18 protein-coding genes are annotated in these 21,825 nt (G+C 66.2%); 7 read left to right on the top strand and 11 right to left on the bottom strand.

All coding sequences use genetic code 11. The features are described 5' to 3' along the window. Positions 1 to 13: 13 nt before the first annotated feature. On the top strand, positions 14 to 1,462 hold the full coding sequence (gene guaB / locus H9529_RS03235) for an IMP dehydrogenase (protein ID WP_092891191.1): 1,449 nt from the start codon (positions 14 to 16) through the stop codon (positions 1,460 to 1,462). A gap of 273 nt (positions 1,463 to 1,735) precedes the next feature. After that, positions 1,736 to 3,031 (top strand): surface lipoprotein assembly modifier, encoded by a 1,296-nt coding sequence (locus H9529_RS03230; RefSeq protein ID WP_092891193.1) that lies wholly within the window; start codon positions 1,736 to 1,738, stop codon positions 3,029 to 3,031. 37 nt (positions 3,032 to 3,068) lie between these two features. On the opposite strand, the gene xth is transcribed toward H9529_RS03230, so the two are convergent. The 7 genes from xth to gmk all read right to left on the bottom strand — a co-directional run bounded on the left by xth (position 3,069) and on the right by gmk (position 12,282). After that, entirely contained in the window at positions 3,069 to 3,875 is an 807-nt protein-coding gene (xth, locus tag H9529_RS03225; protein ID WP_092891194.1) for an exodeoxyribonuclease III, read from the bottom strand. A 25-nt stretch (positions 3,876 to 3,900) separates the two neighbouring features. Beyond that, positions 3,901 to 5,409, bottom strand: a complete 1,509-nt coding sequence (trpE, locus tag H9529_RS03220) for an anthranilate synthase component I (RefSeq protein WP_092891195.1) — start codon at positions 5,407 to 5,409, stop codon at positions 3,901 to 3,903. Between the two features lie 133 nt (positions 5,410 to 5,542). After that, positions 5,543 to 7,393, bottom strand: a complete 1,851-nt coding sequence (locus tag H9529_RS03215; RefSeq protein ID WP_176847210.1) for a peptidyl-prolyl cis-trans isomerase — start codon at positions 7,391 to 7,393, stop codon at positions 5,543 to 5,545. Between the two features lie 143 nt (positions 7,394 to 7,536). Beyond that, a complete protein-coding gene (locus tag H9529_RS03210) occupies positions 7,537 to 8,745 on the bottom strand; it encodes an aminotransferase (protein ID WP_092891198.1) in 1,209 nt (402 codons plus the stop codon). A 248-nt stretch (positions 8,746 to 8,993) separates the two neighbouring features. Further along, the gene (locus H9529_RS03205) at positions 8,994 to 10,745 is read right to left on the bottom strand and encodes a SulP family inorganic anion transporter (protein ID WP_092891424.1); all 1,752 of its coding nucleotides are present in this window, start codon (positions 10,743 to 10,745) and stop codon (positions 8,994 to 8,996) included. Between the two features lie 351 nt (positions 10,746 to 11,096). Then, positions 11,097 to 11,624: a gamma carbonic anhydrase family protein gene (locus H9529_RS03200; protein ID WP_092891426.1), complete on the bottom strand. Its 528-nt coding sequence runs from the start codon at positions 11,622 to 11,624 to the stop codon at positions 11,097 to 11,099. Positions 11,625 to 11,643: 19 nt separating this feature from the next. Further along, on the bottom strand, positions 11,644 to 12,282 hold the full coding sequence (gmk, locus tag H9529_RS03195) for a guanylate kinase (RefSeq protein ID WP_092891428.1): 639 nt from the start codon (positions 12,280 to 12,282) through the stop codon (positions 11,644 to 11,646). 293 nt (positions 12,283 to 12,575) lie between these two features. On the opposite strand from gmk, the gene H9529_RS03190 reads away from it, so the two are divergent. Both H9529_RS03190 and H9529_RS03185 read left to right on the top strand, forming a co-directional pair. After that, positions 12,576 to 13,520, top strand: coding sequence for a PAS domain-containing protein (locus H9529_RS03190; protein ID WP_092891200.1), 945 nt, complete (start codon positions 12,576 to 12,578; stop codon positions 13,518 to 13,520). A gap of 87 nt (positions 13,521 to 13,607) precedes the next feature. Further along, positions 13,608 to 14,639 carry a histone deacetylase family protein gene (locus tag H9529_RS03185; RefSeq protein WP_092891202.1) on the top strand — a complete coding sequence of 344 codons (1,032 nt, stop codon included), beginning with the start codon at positions 13,608 to 13,610 and terminating at the stop codon, positions 14,637 to 14,639. 72 nt (positions 14,640 to 14,711) lie between these two features. On the opposite strand, the gene H9529_RS03180 is transcribed toward H9529_RS03185, so the two are convergent. From H9529_RS03180 to H9529_RS03170, 3 genes are all read right to left on the bottom strand, one after another. Then, a complete protein-coding gene (locus H9529_RS03180) occupies positions 14,712 to 15,362 on the bottom strand; it encodes an inner membrane-spanning protein YciB (protein WP_092891204.1) in 651 nt (216 codons plus the stop codon). 151 nt (positions 15,363 to 15,513) lie between these two features. Further along, positions 15,514 to 15,816, bottom strand: coding sequence for a hypothetical protein (locus H9529_RS03175; protein ID WP_092891206.1), 303 nt, complete (start codon positions 15,814 to 15,816; stop codon positions 15,514 to 15,516). Next, the gene (locus H9529_RS03170; protein ID WP_092891430.1) at positions 15,813 to 18,662 is read right to left on the bottom strand and encodes a [protein-PII] uridylyltransferase family protein; all 2,850 of its coding nucleotides are present in this window, start codon (positions 18,660 to 18,662) and stop codon (positions 15,813 to 15,815) included. The genes H9529_RS03175 and H9529_RS03170 overlap by 4 nt, the downstream gene beginning before the upstream one ends. 262 nt (positions 18,663 to 18,924) lie before the next feature. On the opposite strand from H9529_RS03170, the gene H9529_RS03165 reads away from it, so the two are divergent. The 3 genes from H9529_RS03165 (at position 18,925) to H9529_RS03155 (ending at position 20,864) form a co-directional block, all read left to right on the top strand. Continuing rightward, positions 18,925 to 19,392 carry a YbaK/EbsC family protein gene (locus H9529_RS03165; RefSeq protein ID WP_092891432.1) on the top strand — a complete coding sequence of 156 codons (468 nt, stop codon included), beginning with the start codon at positions 18,925 to 18,927 and terminating at the stop codon, positions 19,390 to 19,392. Further along, positions 19,389 to 19,823, top strand: coding sequence for an RDD family protein (locus H9529_RS03160; RefSeq protein WP_092891208.1), 435 nt, complete (start codon positions 19,389 to 19,391; stop codon positions 19,821 to 19,823). The genes H9529_RS03165 and H9529_RS03160 overlap by 4 nt, the downstream gene beginning before the upstream one ends. Before the next feature lie 159 nt (positions 19,824 to 19,982). Continuing rightward, a complete protein-coding gene (locus H9529_RS03155; protein WP_092891210.1) occupies positions 19,983 to 20,864 on the top strand; it encodes an arginyltransferase in 882 nt (293 codons plus the stop codon). A 195-nt stretch (positions 20,865 to 21,059) separates the two neighbouring features. On the opposite strand, the gene H9529_RS03150 is transcribed toward H9529_RS03155, so the two are convergent. Further along, positions 21,060 to 21,686 carry a LysE family translocator gene (locus H9529_RS03150; protein ID WP_092891434.1) on the bottom strand — a complete coding sequence of 209 codons (627 nt, stop codon included), beginning with the start codon at positions 21,684 to 21,686 and terminating at the stop codon, positions 21,060 to 21,062. Positions 21,687 to 21,825: the final 139 nt, after the last annotated feature.

Below are 21,825 nucleotides of genomic sequence, written 5' to 3'. Positions count from 1 at the left end.
AAAGGAGCACCCAATGGAGATTCGTGAGGCCCTGACCTTTGACGACGTTCTGCTGGTTCCGGCAGCATCCAGCGTGCTGCCCTCGCAGGCTGATACCTCGACGCAGGTCACAAAATCGATCCGCCTGAACATCCCGCTTCTGTCCAGCGCCATGGACACCGTGACCGAGGCGCGCATGGCCATCGCCATGGCGCAGACCGGCGGCATGGGGGTGATCCACCGCAATCTGGACGTGGACGCACAGGCGACCGAAGTGCGGCGCGTCAAGCGGTTTGAAAGCGGCATCGTCTACAGCCCGATCACCTTGCGCGCCGATCAGACGCTCGCCGATGCCAAGGCCCTGCAGGACCGCTACAACGTCACCGGCTTTCCGGTGGTGGATGCGGCAGGCCGGGTCGTGGGGATCGTCACCAACCGCGACATGCGGTTTGCCAGCGACGACAAGACGCCGGTGTCGGTGATGATGACATCTGACAACCTTGCCATCTTGCGCGAACCCGCCGACCGCGATGAGGCGCGCAGCCTGATGCAGGCCCGCCGGATCGAGAAATTGCTGGTCACCGATGCCGATGGCCGCCTGACCGGCCTGCTGACGCTGAAGGACAGCGAAAAGGCCGTCCTCAACCCCAATGCCTGCAAGGATGATCTGGGCCGCCTGCGGGTGGCTGCGGCCACCACTGTAGGCGACGCGGGTTTTGAACGTTCCTGCGCGCTGATCGAGGCCGGGGTGGATCTGGTCGTCATCGACACGGCGCATGGCCATTCTGCGGGCGTGGCGCAGGCGGTCGAACGCATCAAGGCTTACAACAGCGCGGTGCAGGTGGTGGCGGGCAATATCGCCACGGCGAGTGCCGCGCGCGCCCTGATTGATGCGGGCGCCGATGCGATCAAGGTCGGCATCGGCCCAGGGTCGATCTGCACCACGCGCATCGTCGCAGGTGTCGGCGTGCCGCAATTGACCGCCATCATGGACACCGTGGCGGCGGCAGGCGACATCCCGGTGATTGCCGACGGTGGCATCAAGTATTCGGGCGATTTCGCCAAGGCCATCGCGGCGGGTGCGTCTTGCGCCATGGTCGGCAGCGCCATTGCGGGCACCGATGACAGCCCCGGTGAGGTCATTCTCTATCAGGGCCGCAGCTACAAATCCTATCGCGGCATGGGCTCGCTGGGCGCGATGGCGCGTGGCTCGGCGGACCGGTATTTCCAGAAGGACGCGGCCAGCGACAAGCTGGTCCCCGAAGGGATCGAGGGGCAGGTGCCCTACAAGGGGCCGACCGCCAATGTCTTGCATCAGTTGATCGGTGGCCTGCGCGCGGCCATGGGCTATACCGGCTGCGCCACGGTCGAGGAAATGCGCCGCAACTGCCAGTTCGTGCGCATCACCGGCGCGGGGTTGAAGGAAAGCCACGTGCATGACGTGACCATCACGCGTGAAAGCCCGAACTACCGTATCGGCTGAGGGCTGTCGCCTGCGCGCGACGTTGCGGGGCTGCGGCGCGTTTGGCTTGACGTTTGGGCCTTGCCCCGATCAGGGCCTCCCGCCGATGCCCTATTGCCCATGCCCTGTAGCGCGTGTTGCGCCGGGGCGTCACGGCGCGGCGGCAAACGGCCCGCGTTGACACGCGGGCCGTTTGCCGCAACACTTTCCCCGCACCCGGCACCGACGGGCCCGTCGGTGTGGCCCCAAAGGATACACGGGCAAAGGATACGGGCAAAGGATACGGGCAGATGAATGCGGCTTAACCGAGTATTGCGGGCCACAGGCCCGGCCGCGGCCTTTGCGCTGGCGGCATCCATCGCCTGCGCGGGCGGCCTGGATGAGGCGCAGCGCCTGCTCGATACCGGCAATCTGGCCGCCGCCCACCGCGCCGCCAGCGCCATCAGCCCCGCTACCCGGGATGAGGCGCTGCAACGCCAGTGGATTCTGGCGCGCAGCCTGTTGCGTCAGAACGCGCCGCGCGCGGCCCTCGTGCATCTGGAACGGCTGGTCTCGGACGCACCGCAGGTGGTGCGCTTCCGGCTGGAGCTGGCGCGCACCCTGGTGCTGATCGCCGATGACGACCGCGCGCGGCTGCATTTCGACCGGGCGCTTGGCGCGCCACTTGCCCCGCAAGAGGTCGCGGCGGTGCGCCACTACCTGTCGGTGATCGACGGGCGGCGCACATGGTCGGCGGGCCTCAGCTTTCAGATAGCGCCTGAGTCGAACGCGGTGCGCGGCACCTCTGACACCACCGTCGACCTGCCTTTCGGCGTGGTGCCGATCCCTGAATCGTCGCAGGCCCGGCCCGGGACGGGGGCGGAAGTCTCGGCCAATGCCGCCTGGCTGCCGCATGTTGCCCCCAGCCTGCGCGCCCGGCTGGCGGTGTCGGCCAGCGCACGGGTGTTTTCCGACAGCGCGCTGAACAGCCAGTCGCTGCGGCTGGAAGGCGGGGGCATCCTGACCCGTGACCGGGGCACACAATTCGGGCTCGGCCTCAGCGCACAGGCGCAATTCGCAGGCGGCGCGCGGGTGATGGACGGGCGCGGAATCTATGCCACATGGTCCGGCCGCCCGGCACCCGCGATGCAACTATCGGGCCGGTTGGAGATGGACGACCTGCGCTTTGCCAATGTGCCGGGCCGCAACGGGCAGCGCCGCGCGATCTCGGGGCAGTTGATCTATGCGTGGTCGCCGCAACTGCTGCTGCGCGGCAGCCTGCACCTGATCCACCACCGGGCGGCGCAGGAATTCCACAGCCGCATCGATTACGGCGCCAGCTTCGGCGGGCAATATGCGTTCGAGGGCGGGCTGGTGGGGTCGATGACGCTCAGCCTTGGGGCAGGGCAGGCAGACGGGCGCAGCCCCCTGTTCGGCGTCGTGCAAAGCGATACCCGTGCCGCGCTGACCGGCCAGATCATGCACCGCGATCTGTCGGTCATGGGCTTTGCCCCGGTCCTTGAACTGGGGCTGGAGCAGCAGCGCAGCAACATCCCGACCGCGCGCTATGACAACGCCCGCATGTCGCTGGGCGTGACGCGCCAGTTCTGATCCGCCACTTGCAAAGCCGCCGTCAGGGCGCGGCTTCTCAGGCGTCCAGTTCGACCCAGATCGGCACATGATCCGATGGCTTGTCGCCCGCGCGCACATCGGCGTCGATCTGGCAATCGCGCATCAAGTCGGCACCCTGCGGCGACAGCAAGATATGGTCGATGCGGATGCCGTGGTTCTTCTGATACGCCCCCGCCTGATAATCCCAGAAGGTATAATGCCCCGGCCCGGGCGTGCGGGTGCGGAATGCCTCGGTGAAGCCAAGGTTCAGCAGGCGGCGGAAGGCTGCGCGCGATTCCGGGCGAAACAGCGCATCTTCGCGCCAGACCTCGGGGCGGGCGGCGTCTTCGGGCTGCGGGATGATGTTGTAATCCCCCAGCAGCACGCAAGGTTCCTCCAGCATCAGCAGATCGCGCGCGCGGGCATGCAGCCGCTCCATCCACGCCAGCTTGTAGGCGTATTTGCCGCCCGTCACCGGTTGGCCGCCGGCGTCCAGTTCCACGGGGTTACCGTTGGGCAGATACATGCCGCAAATGCGCACCGCCCGTCTGTCCACCACCGTCGCTTCGATCCAGCGGGCCTGAATGTCATCATCATCGCCGGGCAGGCCGCGCGTCACGTCTTCCAGCGGCAGTTTCGACAGAATGGCAACGCCGTTGAACCCCTTTTGCCCGTGGGTTTCCAGATTATAGCCGCGATCCTCGATCAGCGCGCGCGGGAAGGTCTCGTCGGTCGATTTGATCTCTTGCAGCACGGCCACATCGGGCTGGGTCGCATCCAGCCACGCGCCCAGCGCATCGGCGCGCGCCTTGACCCCGTTGATGTTGAAACTGGCGATTTTCATGGGCTCAGACCTTTCAGCGCGCGTTTCAATTGCCGCGACGGTTCACGAACAGACCGGCATCCTCGGCGGCGCGGCGCAGCGCGCGCGATTTGTTCACCGTCTCCTCGAATTCCGACTCGGGGTCGCTGTCATAGACCACGCCGCCACCCGCCTGAATATACAGCGTCTCATCCTTGATGACGGCGGTGCGCAGCGCGATGCACATATCCATGTCGCCATTGGCCGAGAAATAGCCGACGCCGCCGCCATAGATGCCGCGCTTCTCAGGCTCCAACTCGTCGATGATCTCCATCGCACGGACCTTCGGCGCCCCCGAAACCGTGCCCGCAGGCAGCCCGGCCAGCAGGGCCGACAGCGCGTCATGATCGTCCGAGATTTCGCCGATCACATTCGACACGATATGCATCACATGGCTGTAGCGCTCGATGATGAATTGTTCCGTCGGACGCACCGTACCGATTTTCGACACGCGCCCCACATCGTTGCGCCCCAGGTCCAGCAGCATCAGATGCTCGGCCAGTTCCTTGGGGTCGGACAGCAGGCTGTCTTCCATCGCCTTGTCTTCTTCCGGGGTGACGCCGCGTTTGCGGGTACCCGCGATGGGGCGGATCGTCACCTCGGAATCGCGCAGCCGCACAAGGATCTCCGGGCTGGCGCCCACGATCTGAAAATCCCCCATGTCGAAATAGAACAGGAAGGGCGAGGGGTTGGTGCGCCGCAACGACCGATACAGCGAAAACGGCGGCAGGCTGAAACTTTGCGCCCAGCGCTGGCTGGGCACCACCTGAAAGATGTCGCCCGCGCGGATATATTCCTTGGCCTTCTCCACGGCGGCGAGGTAATCGGCGCGCGCAAAATTCGAAACGGCCTCGCCCACCGGGCTGACATCGCCCAACGTGCGCGAGGCCCCGCCCGCGTCGCGTTCCAGATCGCGCAGCGCGTCCATCACCCGTTCGGCGGCCTGCGCATAGGCCGCGCGCGCCGACAGCCCCGATCCGGCCCAGGCGGGCGAGACGATGGTCACCTCGCCCTTCACCCCGTCCAGCACCGCGACCACAGAGGGGCGCAGCAGCATCGCATCGGCCACGCCCAGCACATCGGGGTTCACGTTGGGCAGGTGTTCCACCAACCGGATCATGTCATAGCCCAGGTAGCCAAACAGCCCGGCGGAAATGGCGGGCAGGTCGCCCGGCAGGTCAATCCGCGATTCCGCGATCAGCGCGCGCAACGTGTCCAGCGGCGCGCCGTCCAGATCGCTGAACGCCTCCAGATCGAACCGGGCCGAACGGTTGATGCGGCTGGTGGTGCCGCGGCATTCCCAGATCAGATCAGGCTTCAGCCCCACCACCGAATAGCGCCCGCGCACCTCGCCGCCCGTGACCGATTCCAGCATGAAACTGTGCGGCCGGGTGCCTGCCAGCTTCAGCATCAGCGACACCGGCGTGTCCAGATCGGCGGCAAGGCGGGCAAAGACCACCTGATTTTCCCCCCGCGCCCAGCCTGCCGCAAAGGTGTCGAAGTCGGGGGTCAGCATGGCAGGGGTTCCTCAGGTCAGAAGCAAGGGGGCAGGGGGCGTCATGCAACGCCCCGGAGATAGGAAGGCGGGGATAGGAAGGCGCGAATAGGTGCGCGGGCATCGGCACAGAACCAGCCCGCGCCGCAGCGCATCAGAAGTTGTTGTGCACCGCCTGGATCGCGCTTTGGTTCAGGGTCACGCCCGCCTCGACCTCCAGCGCGCGGGCGAAATAGGTGAACACATCTTGCGCCACCCCTTGTGCGATCTGTGTGTCCAGCGTGTCGCGCAGCGCCACGATATCGTCGGACCCCGCATCGGGCGCGCTGATGTCATGCAGCGCGACCACATGCACGCGGCCAGCGTCGCCGGGCAGGCGCGTCACGGCACCTTCGGGCATGGCGAAGACCTCGGTAATCAGCGCGCGCGGCAGATCGGGGACCGACGCATCGCGGGTGATCCCCTCGAACCGTTCCGGTGCCAGCGACAGATCCTCGAAGCTGTCGCCCGATTCCAAGGCCGCGCGCAGCGTGTCGGCCTGGGCCAGCAGCCGGGTGCGGGTTTCGGCGACTTCCCAATCCTCGATCACGCGCACCTGCACATCGGCCAGCGGGCGTGGCGCTTCGGGGATTTCTTCGACCATCGACAGCGCAAAGATCCCGCCATCCGCCAGCACGCCGATTTCCGCGAAATCGCCAACGGCCAGTGCCTCTGCGGCGGCGCGGAATTCCGCATAGCCCGCGATGCCCTCGCTGTCGCCCGCGCGCCAGTCGATCTGGCCGCCTTGCATCCGGGTTTCCTCGGTCAATTGCGCGATCGTGGCGCCCCCGGCCAGCAGGTCCTCATACTGGTCCAGCGTGTCGGAAATCTCGCGCCGTGCGCGGTCCAGCGCCAGTTCGTCGCGCAGTTCGGGGATCGCTTCCTCGAACGGGACTTCCTGCGCGGCCAGAATCGCGTTCATGCGAAAGATCGCAGGCCCCAGCGGCGAGGCATGCGGCCCGGTCACGCCCGGCGTGTCCATGGCGAAGACCGACGGCCCGGCCTCGCCCAACTGGCCGATGGCCACATCGCCCATGTCGGCGTCTTCCAGCGTCAGATCGCGCTCGGCCACCAGGTCCTCAAAGCTGACCTCGTCCGCAGTCAGCCGGTCCATCGCGGCCTGCGCGGCCGCTTGGTCGGGGAAAACCAGCCGTTCGACCAGCCGGCGTTCAGGCTGCACGAATTCATCCAGACGGCTGTCATAGGCGGAGCGCAGCATGTCCTCATCCACCGTCACCTCGTCCAGCAGCATCGCGGGCGTCAGCCAGGCATAATCAATGCGCTTGGCGGCGGGCAGGGTGTAGCGGTCCAGGTTTTCTTCATAGAATGCCTCGATCTGCGCATCGGTGGGGGCGGGCAGGGCCTCATCCAGATCGCTGCGCGTCAGGGTCAGCACGCTGAAGGCACGTTGCTCGCCGACATATTGCGCCAGCAGATCGACCTGCGCGTCGGGTGCCGTCACGCCGCCCACGACGGCGGCCTGAAGGATGCCCCGCGCCGCGTCCAGCCGCAGCTGTTCCTCGAATTCCACGGCGCTCAGGTTGGCGTTTTGCAAGGTGAAGCGATAGGTTTCGCGGTCGAAATTGCCGTCAACGCCGCGAAAGTTGGGCACGGCCAGCAGTTCGCGCTGCACCACGTCATCCCCGACCGAGATACCCAGCCGCTGCGTCTCATGGTCCAGCACAGCGGCGGTGACCAGTTGCGCGCGCACTTGTTGATCGACACCGAAGGTGATCGCCTGGTCCAGCGTCACGGGCCGGCCCAATTGTTGCGTCAGCACCCGCAATTCCTGTTGCAGGGCGCGGAAATAATCATCGGTCGAGATTTCGCGGTCGCCCGCCTGCCCGATGGACCGTACCGTGCCGCCCAGACCGTCAACGCCAAACCCGACAAGGCTGACCGCCAGAAGGCCCAGCAGCAGCCCGCCGCCAAGGTTGCGCGCCGTGTTGTTTTTCTTTTCCGCCATGGTGTTCGTCACTTCCCTGTATCTGGCCTCTGTCCGGGGCGTCGGCCGCAAGACCCGTCTTCCCCGCGCTGGCCATGTGTTGGCGCCGCACTGGCCCCGCATTTCCCCCGTGTTTACGGATATCCGCGCAGCGGGGCAAGCGGTCAGGGCTGCAGTTCTGACAGCCTTTCAATCAGTTTCGCGATACCGGCTGTATCGGCATTGGCGAAGGCCACCCGCAGGTGGCGTGCCCCGGTGTCGGTACTGCCGTCTTGCGGCATGAACATCGACCCCGGCAGCACCAGCACCTGCGCCGCCCGCACCAGCCATTGCGCCACCTCGGCCGAGGGCGCGTCGAACGGGTGTTCCACATAGGCGAAATACGCCCCCGATCCCAGCAGCCGCCACCCCGGCAGCGTTTCAAAGCCCGCGGCAATCGCGACGCGGCGGCGCAAGATTTCCAGCCGCTCGCCCGCCAGCCATTCATCCAGATGCGTCAGCCCCCAAAGCGCTGCCGTCTGGCCCAGCCCGGTCGGACAGATCGTGACGGTATCAAGGAATTTCTCCACCTCGGAAAGCCGCGCGGGGCTTGCAACGATCGCGCCGACCCGATGCCCGGTCAGCCGGTACGCCTTGGAGAAGGAATAAAGGTGGATGAGCGTATCGTCCCATGCCGGGTCGGTGAACAGCGCATGCGGCGCGCCTTCCTGGCTGTGGAAATCGCGGTAGGTCTCATCCACGATCAGCGCCAGCCCGTGCCGCCGTGCCAGATCGCGGAACGCCGCCAGCAGCGGCGCGGGATATTCGACGCCGGCCGGGTTGTTGGGGCTGACCAGCGCGATCGCCCGGGTGCGCGGGGTGATCAGCGTGGCGGCATGTTCGGGGTCGGGGATCAGGCCCTGCGCCGGATTCGGGGGCAGCGTGGACAGCGGAACCGCGCGGATGCCCGACATCTCCAGCCACATCTTGTGATTGAAGTACCACGGCACCGGCACGATCACCTCATCCCCCGCACCTGCCAGCGTGGCGATGACAGCGGCAAACGCCTGATTGCACCCCGAGGTGATGGCAACCTGATCGGCGCGCACGCTGCCGCCATAGATCTGCGTCGTGCGCGCAGCCAGCGCCGCGCGCAGCGCAGGCATGCCCAGCACCGGGCCATAAAGATGCGTCTGGGGGGTGTTCAGCACCGCATCCGCTATGGCTTGCCGCAGGGGCAGGGGCGGCGGATCGACCGGGGCGGCCTGCGACAGGTTCAGCAGCGGGCGGTCGGGCGGAAAGCTCACCCCGTCCAGCCAGCGGCGCGCCTGCATCACCGGCGGCGCAAAAGTCTGCGCAACGGCGGGGTTCAGCGGGGTGAGTGTGCTGGGCATGGCGTCGCGTCCTGTGACCTCGTATCGCCCTTGGTGATGCCGCAACCAACGCCCCGCTGCAAGCGCCGCGTTCATGGGCGGGACATTCGGCGCGCGCGCGCTCAGGGACAGCAAGGCCGCCGGTCGGTGCCCCGGCCAGAGATCTCACGTCGAAGCGCAGGTCAACCCGACACGCCTTCTTGCCACGGGGGGGAAAAGCGCGGCCTTTCCTGATCCGCCCGGGCATGTCCGTCGTTCAACGCACGCCGTTACAGCGCTGTCTCGCAGCGCGGCGCGGCGCGGGTGTCGCGGGTCAGCACGGGCGACAGGGTCTGCATCGCGTCGTATTGTGTCAAGAACACCTGCCCGCTCAGATCCTCCAGGAAATGCGAGCGTTTCAGGCTGTCCATTACCGGCCCCTTCACCTCGGCCAGATGGAAGGTCACGCCCGCGTCGCGCAGCCGCAGGTTCACGGCCTCCAGGCTTTCCAGCGCCGACGCGTCGACCGAGTTCACCGCCGGGCACAGCAACACCACATGCGTCAGCGCGCGGTTGCCCGCCACCTCGGCCAGAATGCGGTCGGACAACAGGCGCGCATTGGGGAAATACAGGCTTTCATCCACCCTCAGGCTCAGCACGGCGGGGTCGGTCACCACGCGGTGCCGCGCCACGTTGCGGAAATGCTCGGTCCCCGGCACCTGCCCGACAATCGCGATATGCGGGCGCGAGGTACGGTAGAGATGCAGCGCCAGCGACAGCCCGACACCGGCCAGCAACCCCTGTTCCACCCCGATGAACAGCGTAGCCAGCATCGTCGCCGCCATCGCCGCGCCATCAGCCTTCGAGATCGCCCAGACCCGGGGCAGGGCGCGGAAGTCCAGCAGCGACATGACAGCGACAATGATGATCGCGGCCAGCGTCGCATTGGGCAGATAATACAGCGCCGGCGTCAGGAACATCAGCGCCGCCCCGATCATCAGGGCTGTGAACGCGCCCGCTGCAGGCGTCTGCGCGCCTGCATCGAAATTGACGATGGACCGCGACAACCCGCCGGTGACCGGCATCGCCTGACTCAGCCCCGCGCCCAGGTTGGCCGCGCCCAGCGCGATCAGCTCGCGGTTGGGGTCCAGGCTTTCGCGGCGTTTCGCAGCCAGCGTCTGGCCGATGGACAGCGATTCCACATAGCCCACAACGGCGATCATCAGCGCAGGTATCAACAGCGCCTGTGCCAGATCAAAGCTGAGCGCAGGCCAGCCGAATTGCGGCAACCCGCGCGGAATCTCACCCACGATCCGCACACCGCGCGCGTCCAGCCCGAAGGCCCAGACCGACGCCGTGGATACGACCACCGCCACCAGCAACGCTGTGCGTGACAACAGCAGCGCCAGCTTTGGATTAAGGCCAAACCGGCGCAGCAGGGGGGCCAACCCCGTGCGCGCCCAGAACAAGAACGCGACCACCACCAGCGACAGCGCCAGCGTGATCCGGTTGATCTGCCCCAGATTGGCCAGGAACGACGGCACAAGCTCCTGCAGGGTCTTGCCCGATGTCGCATTGCCCAGCATATGCCGCAACTGGCTGGCCGCAATCAGGATGCCCGCCGCCGTGATGAAGCCCGAAATCACCGGATGGCTGAGGAAATTCGCCAGGAACCCCAGGCGCAACAACCCCAGCGCCAGCATGATCGCGCCCGACATCATCGCAATTGCCAGCGCTGCGACATGAAACCCCGGCGTGCCCGCCGCAGCAACCGTACCTGCCGCCGCCGCTGTCATCAGCGCCACCACCGCGACCGGGCCGACCGCCAACGTGCGCGAGGTGCCCAGCGCAGCATAGATCAGCAGCGGCACGATGGCGCCGTATAACCCGGCCTCGGGCGGCAGGCCCGCCAGCATCGCATAGGCCATGCCTTGCGGGATCAGCATGATCGTGACCACCATCGCCGCGATCAGGTCGCCGCCCAGCATGTCCCGGGAATAGCCGCGCGCCCAGGTCAGGGCGGGAAAGATCCGCTCAAGCATGACAGGCCCTCGGTTCAGAATTTCGGTGCGCCGCGTCCATCGCGCGTCTCCCATATGATGCGCCACAGGTTTCCGTCTTATGAACGAAACGCTGTAACTGTGTGATCTGTCGCAGTTTCATGCCGCCAGCACGGGCGTCATGGGGGCACAGCCGCAACTGACCTGCATCTAACCGGGGCGCAAACACATTTCAAGTATTGAATATGTAATATATGCGAAGGGGTTTGTGCAAGCCGGGCACAGCCGCTGCATTCTCACATCCCAAATACCCATAATCAGTATTATGTTAAATAAGTGCTGACCACTGAAGGCGGTTTCCGGTGAAAATGCACCGCAAACACCCCGAAACCCTTATTCCGGCGCCCGCAGGCCCAGGCGGAAGCGGCGCATGTTCTCCTGATACCCGCGCGCCGAGGCCCGTAACCCGTCAATCGCCGTTGCGTCCAGCGCGCGCACCACACGGCCCGGCGATCCCATGACCAGCGCGCCATCAGGGATTTCCTTGCCCTCGGTAATCAACGCGCCAGCGCCGATCAGGCAGTTGCGCCCGATGCGCGCGCCGTTCAGCACCACGGCGCCCATGCCGATCAGCGTCTCGTCGCCGATCGTGCAGCCGTGCAAGATCGCGCGATGGCCGATGGTACAGTCGCGCCCGATATCCAGCGGATAGCCCATGTCGGTGTGCAGCACGCCCAGTTCCTGCACATTGCTGCCCGGGCCCACGGTGATCGCCTCGTTATCGCCGCGCAGCGTCGCGCCGAACCAGACCGATGCACCACTGTGGATCACAACCCGGCCGATCAGGTTGGCATCGGGTGCGATCCAGTAATCGCCATCCTCGGGAAATTCGGGCGTCTGCCCATCAAGCGTATAGATCATCGTCACCTCCACCCATCCATCAGGCGCGGCCGTCGAACTCATGGTTCAACCCGCGCACGAATTCGTTCAGCCCCGGCACACGTTCGCGCCGCAACCGTTCGGCACAGATGATACCACGCAGCGCCGCCTCGGTCGTGTCCAGATCGTCATTGACCAGCACGTAATCATATTCCGCCCAATGGCTGATCTCATCGCGCGATTTCGCCATACGGTCGCCGATCACCACGTCACTGTCCTGCCCCCTGCCCCGCAGCCGCGATTCCAGTGCGGCGATGGACGGCGGCAGCACGAAAACCGACACCACATCGCGCCCGAGGGTCGAATTCCGGACCTGCTGGCCGCCTTGCCAGTCGATGTCGAACAGCGTGTCGCGCCCGCCATCCACCGCCGCCCGGATCGGCCCGATGGGTGAGCCGTAGAGGTTCCCAAAGACCTCGGCATGTTCCAGCATCTCTCCCGCCGCCACCATCTTTTCGAATTCGGCGCGGCTGACGAAGTGATATTCGCGCCCGTCGACCTCGCCCGCGCGCGGCGCGCGTGTCGTGGCAGAGACCGAGAAGCCAAGCGTATCGTCCCAGGCCCGCAACCGCTGCGCCAGCGTCGATTTTCCCGCGCCAGAGGGGGAAGACAGGATGATCAACAGGCCGCGTCGCTGCATCGGGGAAACTCCGGGGGTTGGGGCAAGACTTTGCCGGGCATCCCCGATTGCGCCCGCAAGGTCAAGCCCGCGACGGGGGATGGCGGCCGCAACCGCCACAGGCTGCGCCACGCGGGTCCTTAACCATTTGATTACAATTTGGTCCAAAAAGATCTCAAATGCGGCTATATTCATATTTGGGTAAGATAACTGAACAGACCTTAACGCCGCATCCGCGATCCCGCCACAAGCGTCCTCATTGGGGGCAGGCCTTGGCATCACGATGGGCGTGGGCAACCTGATGGGTGACTCCGATGGCAGATACAGTGTTTCCAATCGACAGCCGGTCCGATGCGGCGCAAAAGTCACGTCCGGGCGAAGTCCGTGGCGGGCAGGGCCTGCCGGACGCCCGCCGCGTGACAGCCGTTGCGGATGGCGCGCCTGAGGCCCTGTCGGGCCGGGTTCCGGGCCCTGCCAGCGCGCCCTCCAACCTCATCACCCTGCCCTCGGCGGGCGTGCAGGTCCCCCCGGTGATTGGCGATGTCATGGCCTATTGGGGCCGCCTGCGCCTGGGCGCCGAGGGCGGGATCCCCGCGCGTGCTGCCGTCGATCCGAAGGAAATCGGCGCGCATCTGGGGCAGGTGTTCATCGCCGCGCTGACCACGCCCCGGGTGGCGCGGTTGCGCATCGTGGGTGCGGGGATCAGCGATCTGATGGGGCTGGACCCGCGCGGCATGGCGCTTTGCGCGCTGTTTGCCCAACCGGCCCGGCAGGAGCTGCGCGACGCCTTCGCGCAGGTCGCCTCCGGCGCGCGCGTCTTGTTGCCGCTTCAGTCAGAGCCGCTGCCCGGCCAGCCCCGGCTGACCGCCGTCATGGCGCTGATGCCGCTGCGCGCCGCCGATGGCGCGGTCACCCAGATCCTTGGCGTGATCGGCGTGAACGGGACGCCGGGGGCTTTCCCGCGCAAACTCGGCCTCGCCTCGACCCGCATCGTCGCAGGCGGCACGCATCGCCCGGCGGATACCCCCACCGGGCTGGCGTCAGTGCCGTCAGAGGCCCCGCGCGCCGCGTTGAATGCGCAGCCCGCAACCCCACGCCCGCAACTGGTGCGCCCGGCGCCCATGGCAGGCACGGGGGCCCATGACCGCACATTCATCCCCGCAGATTTGATCGTTGATACGGCAAAAAGCGCCGCTGTCGCCCCAACTGCCCGAACCAATGCTGCGCATCTGACGCTGATCTTCGGCGGCAAGGTTTGAAAGGGTCGGGGCACGCCCGTTCCGGGCGTTCAAAGCCCCGCCTGAATCCCCTTGATCCGGCCCCCGCACCCGCATAGCTTCCGCCCCATGAAAAGCGTATATTCCCCCCGCCACCACGGCCAGTCCGGCCAGTATGAGCTTGTCTCGGGCGCCATCGTGCCCGCGTTCGAGAAACCCGAACGCGCCGAGTTCATTCGCGCCCGGCTGGCCGAGGTCGCGCTGGGGCCGGTACTGCCGCCGGAAACCCACAGCCTCGACATTGCGCGCAAGGTGCATGACGCCGCCTATCTGTCCTTCCTGGAAACCGCCTATGACCAGTGGCTCGCGCGCGGCAACACAGGCCCCGCCCTGCCCTTCATCTGGCCGCGCCCCGGGCTGCGGTCCGATGTGCCGCCCGCCGACATCGAGGGGCTTTTGGGTCATTACAGCTTTGACGGCGGCGCGCCCTTTGTCGCAGGGACATGGGATGCGGTGAAATCCAGCCATGACGTGGCGCTGACCGGGGCCGCGCTGCTGGCCCGCGACCGCGCGGCCTTCGCGCTCTGCCGTCCGCCCGGGCACCATGCGGGCCGTGCCTTTGCAGGGGGGTATTGCTTCATCAACAATGCCGCGGTGGCCGCGCAGGCGCTGCGCGATGCGGGCCATGCACGGGTCGCGGTGCTGGATGTGGATTACCATCACGGCAACGGCACGCAAGAAATCTTCTACGACCAGCGCGATGTGCTGGTGGTCAATATCCATGCCGACCCGCGCCACGAATTCCCGTATTTCCTGGGCCATGCGGATGAACGCGGCGCGGGCGACGGCGTGGGGGCCAACCTCAACCTGCCGCTGCCGCTGGGCACCGAATGGCCCGCATGGCACGCCGCGCTGGACAGCGCGTGCACCGCAGTGGCAGATTTCGGCCCCACGGCGCTGGTCATCTCGCTTGGGACCGATACCTTCATCGGCGACCCGATCAGCCAGTTCCGCCTGACATCGGCGCATTTCCCGCAGATCGGCGCGCGCATTGCCGCGCTTGGCCTGCCCACGCTGTTCGTGATGGAGGGCGGTTATGCCGTGGCCGAGATCGGGGTGAATGCTGTGGGCGTGCTGGAGGGCTTCGACGCAGCAATCTGAGAGGGACGCGCACACAACAGGGCGCGCGGGCAACCAGCGCCCCACATCCCGTCAGACCCAGCAAGGTGGCGCTTACGTCTCGTCCTTCGGCGCGCTGCTATAGCGCTCGAACAGTTTCGATTGCAGAATGAAGAAGCCAAACAACGCCAGCGGCAGCACGAAGGTCTTGAAATTCACCCAGGCGTCGGTGGACATCGTGCGCCATATCACTTCATTCGCGACGGCCAGCACGGCAAAGAACATTGCAAGGCGCTTGGTCAGCAACATCCAACCTGCGTGTTGCAGCGGCATCATGCCGTCCATCACATATTGCAGCCAGCTTTGCCCGCGCAACAGCCCCACGCCCAGCACGCCGGCAAACAGCGCATAGATGATCGTGGGTTTCATCTTGAAGAAACGGTCGTCGTTCAGCCAGACTGTCAGCCCGCCGAACACCACAACCAGCACCAGCGTGACCACCTGCATCCGGCTCAGGTGGCCCGAAAGCTTCCACAAGATACCCGAACAGATGACCATCACGGGCACGAAAGCGGCGGTAATCAGGATGAAGGCCTCGTATTCCGTGCCGCCGATCATGAAAGTCCGGTCGCGCAGCCAGATATAGGCGACAAAGAACGCCAGCACCGGCCCCAGTTCCAGCCCCAGCTTCAGGCCCGCCGGGACGGGTTTTCCTACAACTTTCGCTACCGGAACCTTGCGCGGCTGTGGGTGCTTGTCCGCCATTTGCCTGTCCTTCTCATATCTTCGCGCCTGAGATCCGGCTTTGCCCTGAACCGCCGCGCGGTGCAAGCCCTGACGGGCGGTGCGGGGGTCACAATGGGGTCAATCCCGCACCATGGTCGCGGCCTTATGGGGCAGCGCAGTCAAAGCCCTGTCAGGCGCTGAAGCGCCCCGCGCGCCCGCCGCGCCGCCCGGGCGATGTCAGCGGGGCATGCAGCCCTTCGCGCAGCAGCGCGGTCATCGGATGGTCCGGATGCGCGTCGCCATAGACCGCCAGCATCTGCTGCAACCCCGCCGATTGCGTCACCCCCTCGGGCAGGCTCAGCGCCCAGTCGACCAGGATCGACCGGCATTGCGCCGCGCTGATCGCGTCGATGGCATAACTTTCGCGGATCAGCCCCTTTGGGTCGGCGCTGGCGGGGTCGGCGGGCCTTTGCCCGTCAGGTGCGTCATTCACGGCGTATGTTCCTTTTCTTCAACGTCCAATCGGCCGCGCGTATCATTCATGACCGCATCGACCCGCGCCGCCGCAGTCGCGGCACTGGCCGCCAAAGCCGCCGACAGCGCATCAAGCGATTCAAACCCGGTCTCGCGCAAGATAAGGCTTTGCCCGCCCGCGCCAAGGTCATCCATCCGCGACAAGTGATCGGTCAGCAAGCGTCCGGCGCATTGCAGCCGCCAGCACAGCCGGTAGGCGCCCACCAGATCGCCCTCGGCACCCGCGTCAATCACCCCGGCGCGCGCACCGGCGCGCAACTGCGCCTCGACCCGGCGGGCGGGCGACCCGGCGATCAGCGCGCAGAGCTGGGCAGTCAGCTCGATATCTTGCAGCCGTCCTGCGCCGTCCTTCACATCCCATTGCCCCGCGCCCGGCTTTGCCGATGCCAGCCGCGCGCGCATTGCGGCGGTGTCGGCGCGCACATCGGCACCCTGTCCTTTCTCTGCCAGCAGCGCGACGCGAAAATCCTCGACCTCGGCCCCCAGCCGCGCGTTGCCCGCCACCGCGCGCGCGCGGCTCAACGCCAGATGCTCCCATGTCCAGGCCTCATCGCGCTGATAGCTCTCGAATGCCTGAAGCGAGGTTGCGACCGGCCCCTGCCGCCCCGAAGGCCGCAGCCGCATGTCGACCTCATATAGCCGCCCCTCGGCCGTGGCGGCGGTCAGCGCCGTGACAAAGGCCTGCGTCAGGCGCGCGTAATAGGGCCGGGCATCCAGCGGGCGGCGGCCATCCGATGCCTCTACCCCATCCGCATCATAAATCACGATCAGGTCCAGATCGGATGCCGCATTCAGCCGCCCCGCGCCCAGACTGCCCATGCCCAGCACCACCGCGCCGCGTCCCGGCGGCGCGCCGTGCTTGGCGGCAAAGGCATCGACCACGCAGGGCCACAGCCCCGCCAGCACCGCATCGGCCAGCGTGGCATAATGATGCCCGGCCTCGAACGGGTCGATCAGCCCGCGCAGATGGTGCACGCCGACGCGGAAATGCCATTCGCGCGCCCAGACGCGCGCGGCGTCCAACTGCCGCTCATAATCCGTGATGCCCGACAGCCGCGCGGTCAGATCCGCCGTCAGCGCCGCGCGATCCGGCCATGGAGCGAAGAAATCACCGCCGATCACCGCATCGAACACGCCCGCATTGCGCGACAGATAGGCCGACAACCGGGGCGCCGTGGCGCAAATATCCACCACCAGATCAATCAGTTGCGGGTTCGCCTCGAAGAGCGAGAACACCTGCACCCCCGCAGGCAGCCCCGACAGGAAGCGGTCAAACTGGCCCAACGCCTCATCAGGGTTGGCCGCACGCTGCATCCGGCTCAACAATTCGGGTTCTACCCGCGCGAACACCTCGCGCGCCCGGTCCGAACGCAGGGCCGGATAGGACCGCCACCCCGCCACAAGCGTCTCTGCCTTGTCCGACAGCGCCGGGCGCGCGCAGGTCTCGGATGGGGCAAAGAAGCCCTCGGTCAACTCGGCCACATGGGTCAGGCGCGCCTTCAGATCGCGCTGCCACGCGTCGGTATCGCCCTGCCCCATGAACCGCGCCAGCCGGTCAAAGCCGTCGGGGCTGTTGGGCAACAATTGCGTCTGGGCGTCTTGCACCATCTGCAAACGGTGCTCTACCTCGCGATGACAGGTGTAATGCCCCTCCAGATCGCGTGCCACATCGCCCGGCAACCAGCCCTTCGCGGCCAGCGCGCGCAGCCCGCCGACGGTATCGCGCGCGCGCAGGTCCGGGTCGCGCCCGCCCGCGATCAGCTGCCGGGTCTGGGTGAAAAATTCGATCTCGCGGATGCCACCCTGTCCCAGCTTCATGTTGTGCCCGTCCAGCACCAGCTTGCCGCCATACCCCTTGTGCGCCCGGATGCGCAGCCGCATGTCATGCGCATCTTGAATGGCGGCGAAATCCAGATGCTTGCGCCAGACAAACGGCGTCAGGGTGCGCAGGAACTTCCACCCCGCCGCGATGTCCCCGCCACAGGGCCGCGCCTTGATGAAGGCCGCGCGCTCCCACGTCCGGCCGATGCTTTCGTAATACCGCTCGGCGGCGTCGGTCGACAGGCACACAGGCGTGACGCTGGGATCGGGGCGCAGCCGCATGTCGTTGCGGAACACATAGCCCTCCGACGTGATGTCCGCGATCAGCGACATCATCTTGCGCGTCACGCGCACGAAGGCGGCGCGGGCATCGTGAAAACTGTCCGCATCATAGCGCGTCTCATCGAACAGGCAGATCAGGTCGATATCCGAGGAATAGTTCAGTTCATGCGCGCCCATCTTGCCCATGGCCAGCACGAACATGCCCGCGCCGGTGGCGGCATCGTCGGGGCCCATGCCCGGCAGCTTGCCGCGCCGGATTTCATCGCCCACCAGCGCGGCAAGGGTGTCGTTCACCGCGCGGTCGGCCAGCGCGGTAAGCGCGCCGGTGACATCTTCCAGCGCCCATACCCCGCCCAGATCGGCCAGCGCGGCCAGCACCGCGACCCGCCGCTTCGCCTGCCGCAGCGCGCTGCCCAGATCGGGCAGCGCGACACCATCCAGTGCGCCAAGGGCATCCGACAATGCCGCCTCGGGGGCGCCGTCCAGCGCGCCTGCCAGCCACGCCTGCTCGCGCGCCATCAGGTGTTTCAGATAGGGGCTGCACCCGGCGGCACCGCGCAGGACCTCGGCCACCTCCGGCGCGGCGTCCGCAAACAATGCCACGCCATCCGCCCCCGCCCCCGCGTCATAGGCAAGCGGCGCACGGGTCAGCCGGGCTTTGAAAGGTCTCGACTCTTGCGCGGGAACTGGGGCGTGTGTCATGCCCCACACCATGCGCGCGCGGGCGGGCGGGGTCAACGGGGCCGCCTGCCACATGGGCGATCTGGCACGCAGCGGCGCTGCGCTGACCGCGCAGATATTCCCGGCGCAATGCCGCGCATCGCGGCCCCGACGCGCGCATCAAATGCGCACGCACCGCGGGCCCGGCATCCGCCACACCCCGAAAAGGGCTGGGAATCCCGTGTCAGATCGCCGAAGACTGGTCCCCACCACCAACACCCGCAAACAACCGGAAAAACCCCGCATGAGCAAAAGCCTGTCGCGCGTCCGCGCCGCCCTGCATGCCGCCGCCCTGCCCGACACGATCATGGAGGTCGGCGCGGCCCGCACCGCCCCAGAGGCCGCCGGGGCCGCTGGCTGCGCCCTCGATCAGATCGTAAAATCCATCCTCTTTGCCGGGGAAAACAGCGACAGCCTGTTCCTCTTCCTGACGGCGGGCGGCAATCAGGTCAGCGCCGCCCGCGCCACCGCCCTTGCAGGCCAGACGCTGGGCCGGGCCGATGCGACTGCCGTGCGCCGGATCACGGGCTTTGCCATCGGCGGCGTGGCACCCATCGGCCACCTCAGCGCCCTGCCCGTCTGGGCCGATCCGCGCCTTTTGGCCTTCCCGACGGTCTGGGCAGCGGCAGGCACACCACGTCACATCTTTTCATGCGACCCCCGCGTGCTTATGTCGCTGACAGGCGCAACACTGGCGGATTTCACGCAATGACCCTTCCCGACCCCGAGTTTCAACCCGAATTCTACGCCGATGTGCCCGCCAAGCGGCTTATTGCATGGCTCATCGACAGCCTGGCCACCATCGTGCTGACGCTGATTCCCATCGTGCTGACGCTGTTCATCGGTATTTTCTTCCTGCCGCTTTTGTACATCGCGGTCGGGCTGGCCTATCGCACGGTGACGATCAGCCTCTATGGCGCGACACCGGGCATGCTGCTGACCGCGCTGAAACTGCGCCGGCTGGACGGCAGCCGCCCGGATGCGATGCTGGCCTTCGCCCATAGCGCGCTTTATTCTTTCGCGCTGTCGGTGATCGTGCTTCAGATCGTGTCGGTGGCGATGATGCTGCTGTCGCCGCAAAAACGCGGGCTGCATGACCAGATCCTCGGCACGGCGGTGCTCAACCGCGCCGCCCCGGACTGAGGCAGCGCGCAGTGCACGCGGCGCGGGCATCAAACCGGGTGGGAACCACAAGACGCGCTTGACCCTTGGCGAATGGCAAAAGCCTTGCTAACCTGCCGCCAGATCAAGCTCACAGTTCATGTACATCTCCCCCTTTTTTAGCAAACGCGATCTTTTCTCATGCGCCATACCCTTCCTGTTGCGCCGCAATTCTATGTGACGGCCCCCCAGCCCTGCCCCTACCTGGAGGGGCGGATGGAGCGTAAGCTGTTCACCGCCCTCACCGGCGGAGAGGCTGGCGCGCTGAACGATTCGCTGTCCAAACAGGGCTTCCGCCGCTCGCAAAACGTGCTCTACCGCCCGTCCTGCGCCGATTGCGCCGCGTGCCTTTCCGCGCGCATCCGGGTCGCGGATTTCGCGCCCTCGAAAACCCAGCGCAAGGTGGCGCGCCGCAACGCCGATCTGGAGCGTGAGGCGACCAGCCCCTGGGCCACCGAAGACCAGTTCGACCTCTTCCGCCGCTATCTCGACACCCGCCACGCCGATGGTGGCATGGCCGATATGGACATCTTCGAATTCGCCGCGATGATCGAGGAAACGCCCGTGCGCTCGCGCGTGGTGGAATACACCCGCCCCGGTGCGCCGGATGACGGGCGGGGCCGGACCACGCGCGCGCGCCGCCACCTGACCGCCGTGTGCCTGACCGATGTGCTCGACGACGGGCTGAGCATGGTCTATTCGTTCTACGAGCCCGAGCGCGCGGCAGACAGCCTCGGCACCTATATCATCCTCGACCATATCGAAATGGCCCGTGCCGCCGGGCTGCCCTATGTCTACCTGGGCTATTGGGTGCCGGGCAGTCCAAAGATGCACTACAAATCGCGGTTCTCGGGGCTGGAAGTGTATTTCAAGGGGCAATGGCAATCCATCGGCAACCCCGAAAGCTATTCCGCCGCCACGCACCCATTGTCCGTGCACCCCATCGCCGAACAAGTGGCGCGCATCAACCTGCCCGACAGCATGCCCCGCTCTGTCCAGCCCGCCCGGATCTTGCCGAAATAGGGGCGGTCTGGCAGCGATCCGGATGACCGCGCGAAAGCGTGTGAGGGGCGCGCGCCGACGGTAAGGCCTGCGCTCCCGCAGCAAAGGTCAGTTTCGAGCCCAGAGCATGTGATGCTGCGGTTAGCATGGACGGCGGCTTTGGCGGATTGCGCTGCGGTCGAACCGTTTCATTCAGACTTCCCGAATGGGCGCACCCTATCGTTCGGCGGTGACGCTCGCCATCTTGATGCCCGCGAAGATAAGAGCTGCCCCTGCCGTTCTGTTGATCATACCGACGATCCAGGCACGGAGGCCGCCATTGGCAAGCGTGTCCCCCAGCTTCGCATAGGCCGAGTAGATCACAAACTGCATCGCAGCCCCCGTCAGCCCCATGATGATCATCTGCGGCGCAATCGGCGCGGCGGTGTTGAGGAACTGCGGCAGGATGGCCGCGAAGAAGAGAAGCACCTTGGGATTGGCAAACTCCACGACAAAGCCTTGCGAAAAGAGAGCCTTCCGGGACCTCACCTTGCCCGTCCGCGCGACCGAGAGCCCGCCCGCGCGGCTGAGCAAAGCGGTTAAGCCGAGATAAATAAGGTAGGCGACGCCAACCCACTTGATGATTTGGAAGATAAGGTTGGACGTGAGGATGAGAGCGGCCAGGCCCGTCGCCGACATAACGAAGTAGATCGCCGTTGCGAGCATCATCCCGAACATCTGGAAAACCGTCCTGCGCAAGCCGTTCGTCGCGCCTTGCGACGCCACGAGAATCGCGGACGGACCGGGCGACGCGATCACGACGGCCTGTGTCGTCGCGAAGATCAAGAATGCCTGAAGTTCCATCGCATCGTCCCCTTGCTGAGTGAGAACAACAAAGGAAGCTTCCATCCGAGGAGTCAACCGATCAAAACAGTTCCACTAAGTATGGCCGTGGGAAACGGACCTTCATGCGTTGCGCAGCGAAATGGCGCTCCGTCCGCCT

The sequence above is a fragment of the Roseicitreum antarcticum genome, assembly GCF_014681765.1.
GTDB classification, from domain to species: domain Bacteria; phylum Pseudomonadota; class Alphaproteobacteria; order Rhodobacterales; family Rhodobacteraceae; genus Roseicitreum; species Roseicitreum antarcticum.
The sequence above is the reverse complement of the archived record's forward strand: the minus strand, read 5'-3'. Positions and strand labels throughout refer to the sequence as shown.

What these genes read in the sequence shown, in the direction of transcription:
- H9529_RS03180 (WP_092891204.1), bottom strand. Translation starts at nt 15,362, where the DNA reads ATGGCGGACAAGCACCCACAGCCGCGCAAGGTTCCGGTAGCGAAAGTT.
- H9529_RS03185 (WP_092891202.1), top strand. Translation starts at nt 13,608, where the DNA reads ATGAAAAGCGTATATTCCCCCCGCCACCACGGCCAGTCCGGCCAGTAT.
- H9529_RS03155 (WP_092891210.1), top strand. Translation starts at nt 19,983, where the DNA reads ATGCGCCATACCCTTCCTGTTGCGCCGCAATTCTATGTGACGGCCCCC.
- H9529_RS03150 (WP_092891434.1), bottom strand. Translation starts at nt 21,686, where the DNA reads ATGGAACTTCAGGCATTCTTGATCTTCGCGACGACACAGGCCGTCGTG.
- H9529_RS03170 (WP_092891430.1), bottom strand. Translation starts at nt 18,662, where the DNA reads ATGACACACGCCCCAGTTCCCGCGCAAGAGTCGAGACCTTTCAAAGCC.
- H9529_RS03200 (WP_092891426.1), bottom strand. Translation starts at nt 11,624, where the DNA reads ATGATCTATACGCTTGATGGGCAGACGCCCGAATTTCCCGAGGATGGC.
- H9529_RS03165 (WP_092891432.1), top strand. Translation starts at nt 18,925, where the DNA reads ATGAGCAAAAGCCTGTCGCGCGTCCGCGCCGCCCTGCATGCCGCCGCC.
- H9529_RS03190 (WP_092891200.1), top strand. Translation starts at nt 12,576, where the DNA reads ATGGCAGATACAGTGTTTCCAATCGACAGCCGGTCCGATGCGGCGCAA.
- trpE (WP_092891195.1), bottom strand. Translation starts at nt 5,409, where the DNA reads ATGCTGACCCCCGACTTCGACACCTTTGCGGCAGGCTGGGCGCGGGGG.
- gmk (WP_092891428.1), bottom strand. Translation starts at nt 12,282, where the DNA reads ATGCAGCGACGCGGCCTGTTGATCATCCTGTCTTCCCCCTCTGGCGCG.
- xth (WP_092891194.1), bottom strand. Translation starts at nt 3,875, where the DNA reads ATGAAAATCGCCAGTTTCAACATCAACGGGGTCAAGGCGCGCGCCGAT.
- H9529_RS03230 (WP_092891193.1), top strand. Translation starts at nt 1,736, where the DNA reads ATGCGGCTTAACCGAGTATTGCGGGCCACAGGCCCGGCCGCGGCCTTT.
- H9529_RS03160 (WP_092891208.1), top strand. Translation starts at nt 19,389, where the DNA reads ATGACCCTTCCCGACCCCGAGTTTCAACCCGAATTCTACGCCGATGTG.
- H9529_RS03205 (WP_092891424.1), bottom strand. Translation starts at nt 10,745, where the DNA reads ATGCTTGAGCGGATCTTTCCCGCCCTGACCTGGGCGCGCGGCTATTCC.
- guaB (WP_092891191.1), top strand. Translation starts at nt 14, where the DNA reads ATGGAGATTCGTGAGGCCCTGACCTTTGACGACGTTCTGCTGGTTCCG.
- H9529_RS03215 (WP_176847210.1), bottom strand. Translation starts at nt 7,393, where the DNA reads ATGGCGGAAAAGAAAAACAACACGGCGCGCAACCTTGGCGGCGGGCTG.
- H9529_RS03210 (WP_092891198.1), bottom strand. Translation starts at nt 8,745, where the DNA reads ATGCCCAGCACACTCACCCCGCTGAACCCCGCCGTTGCGCAGACTTTT.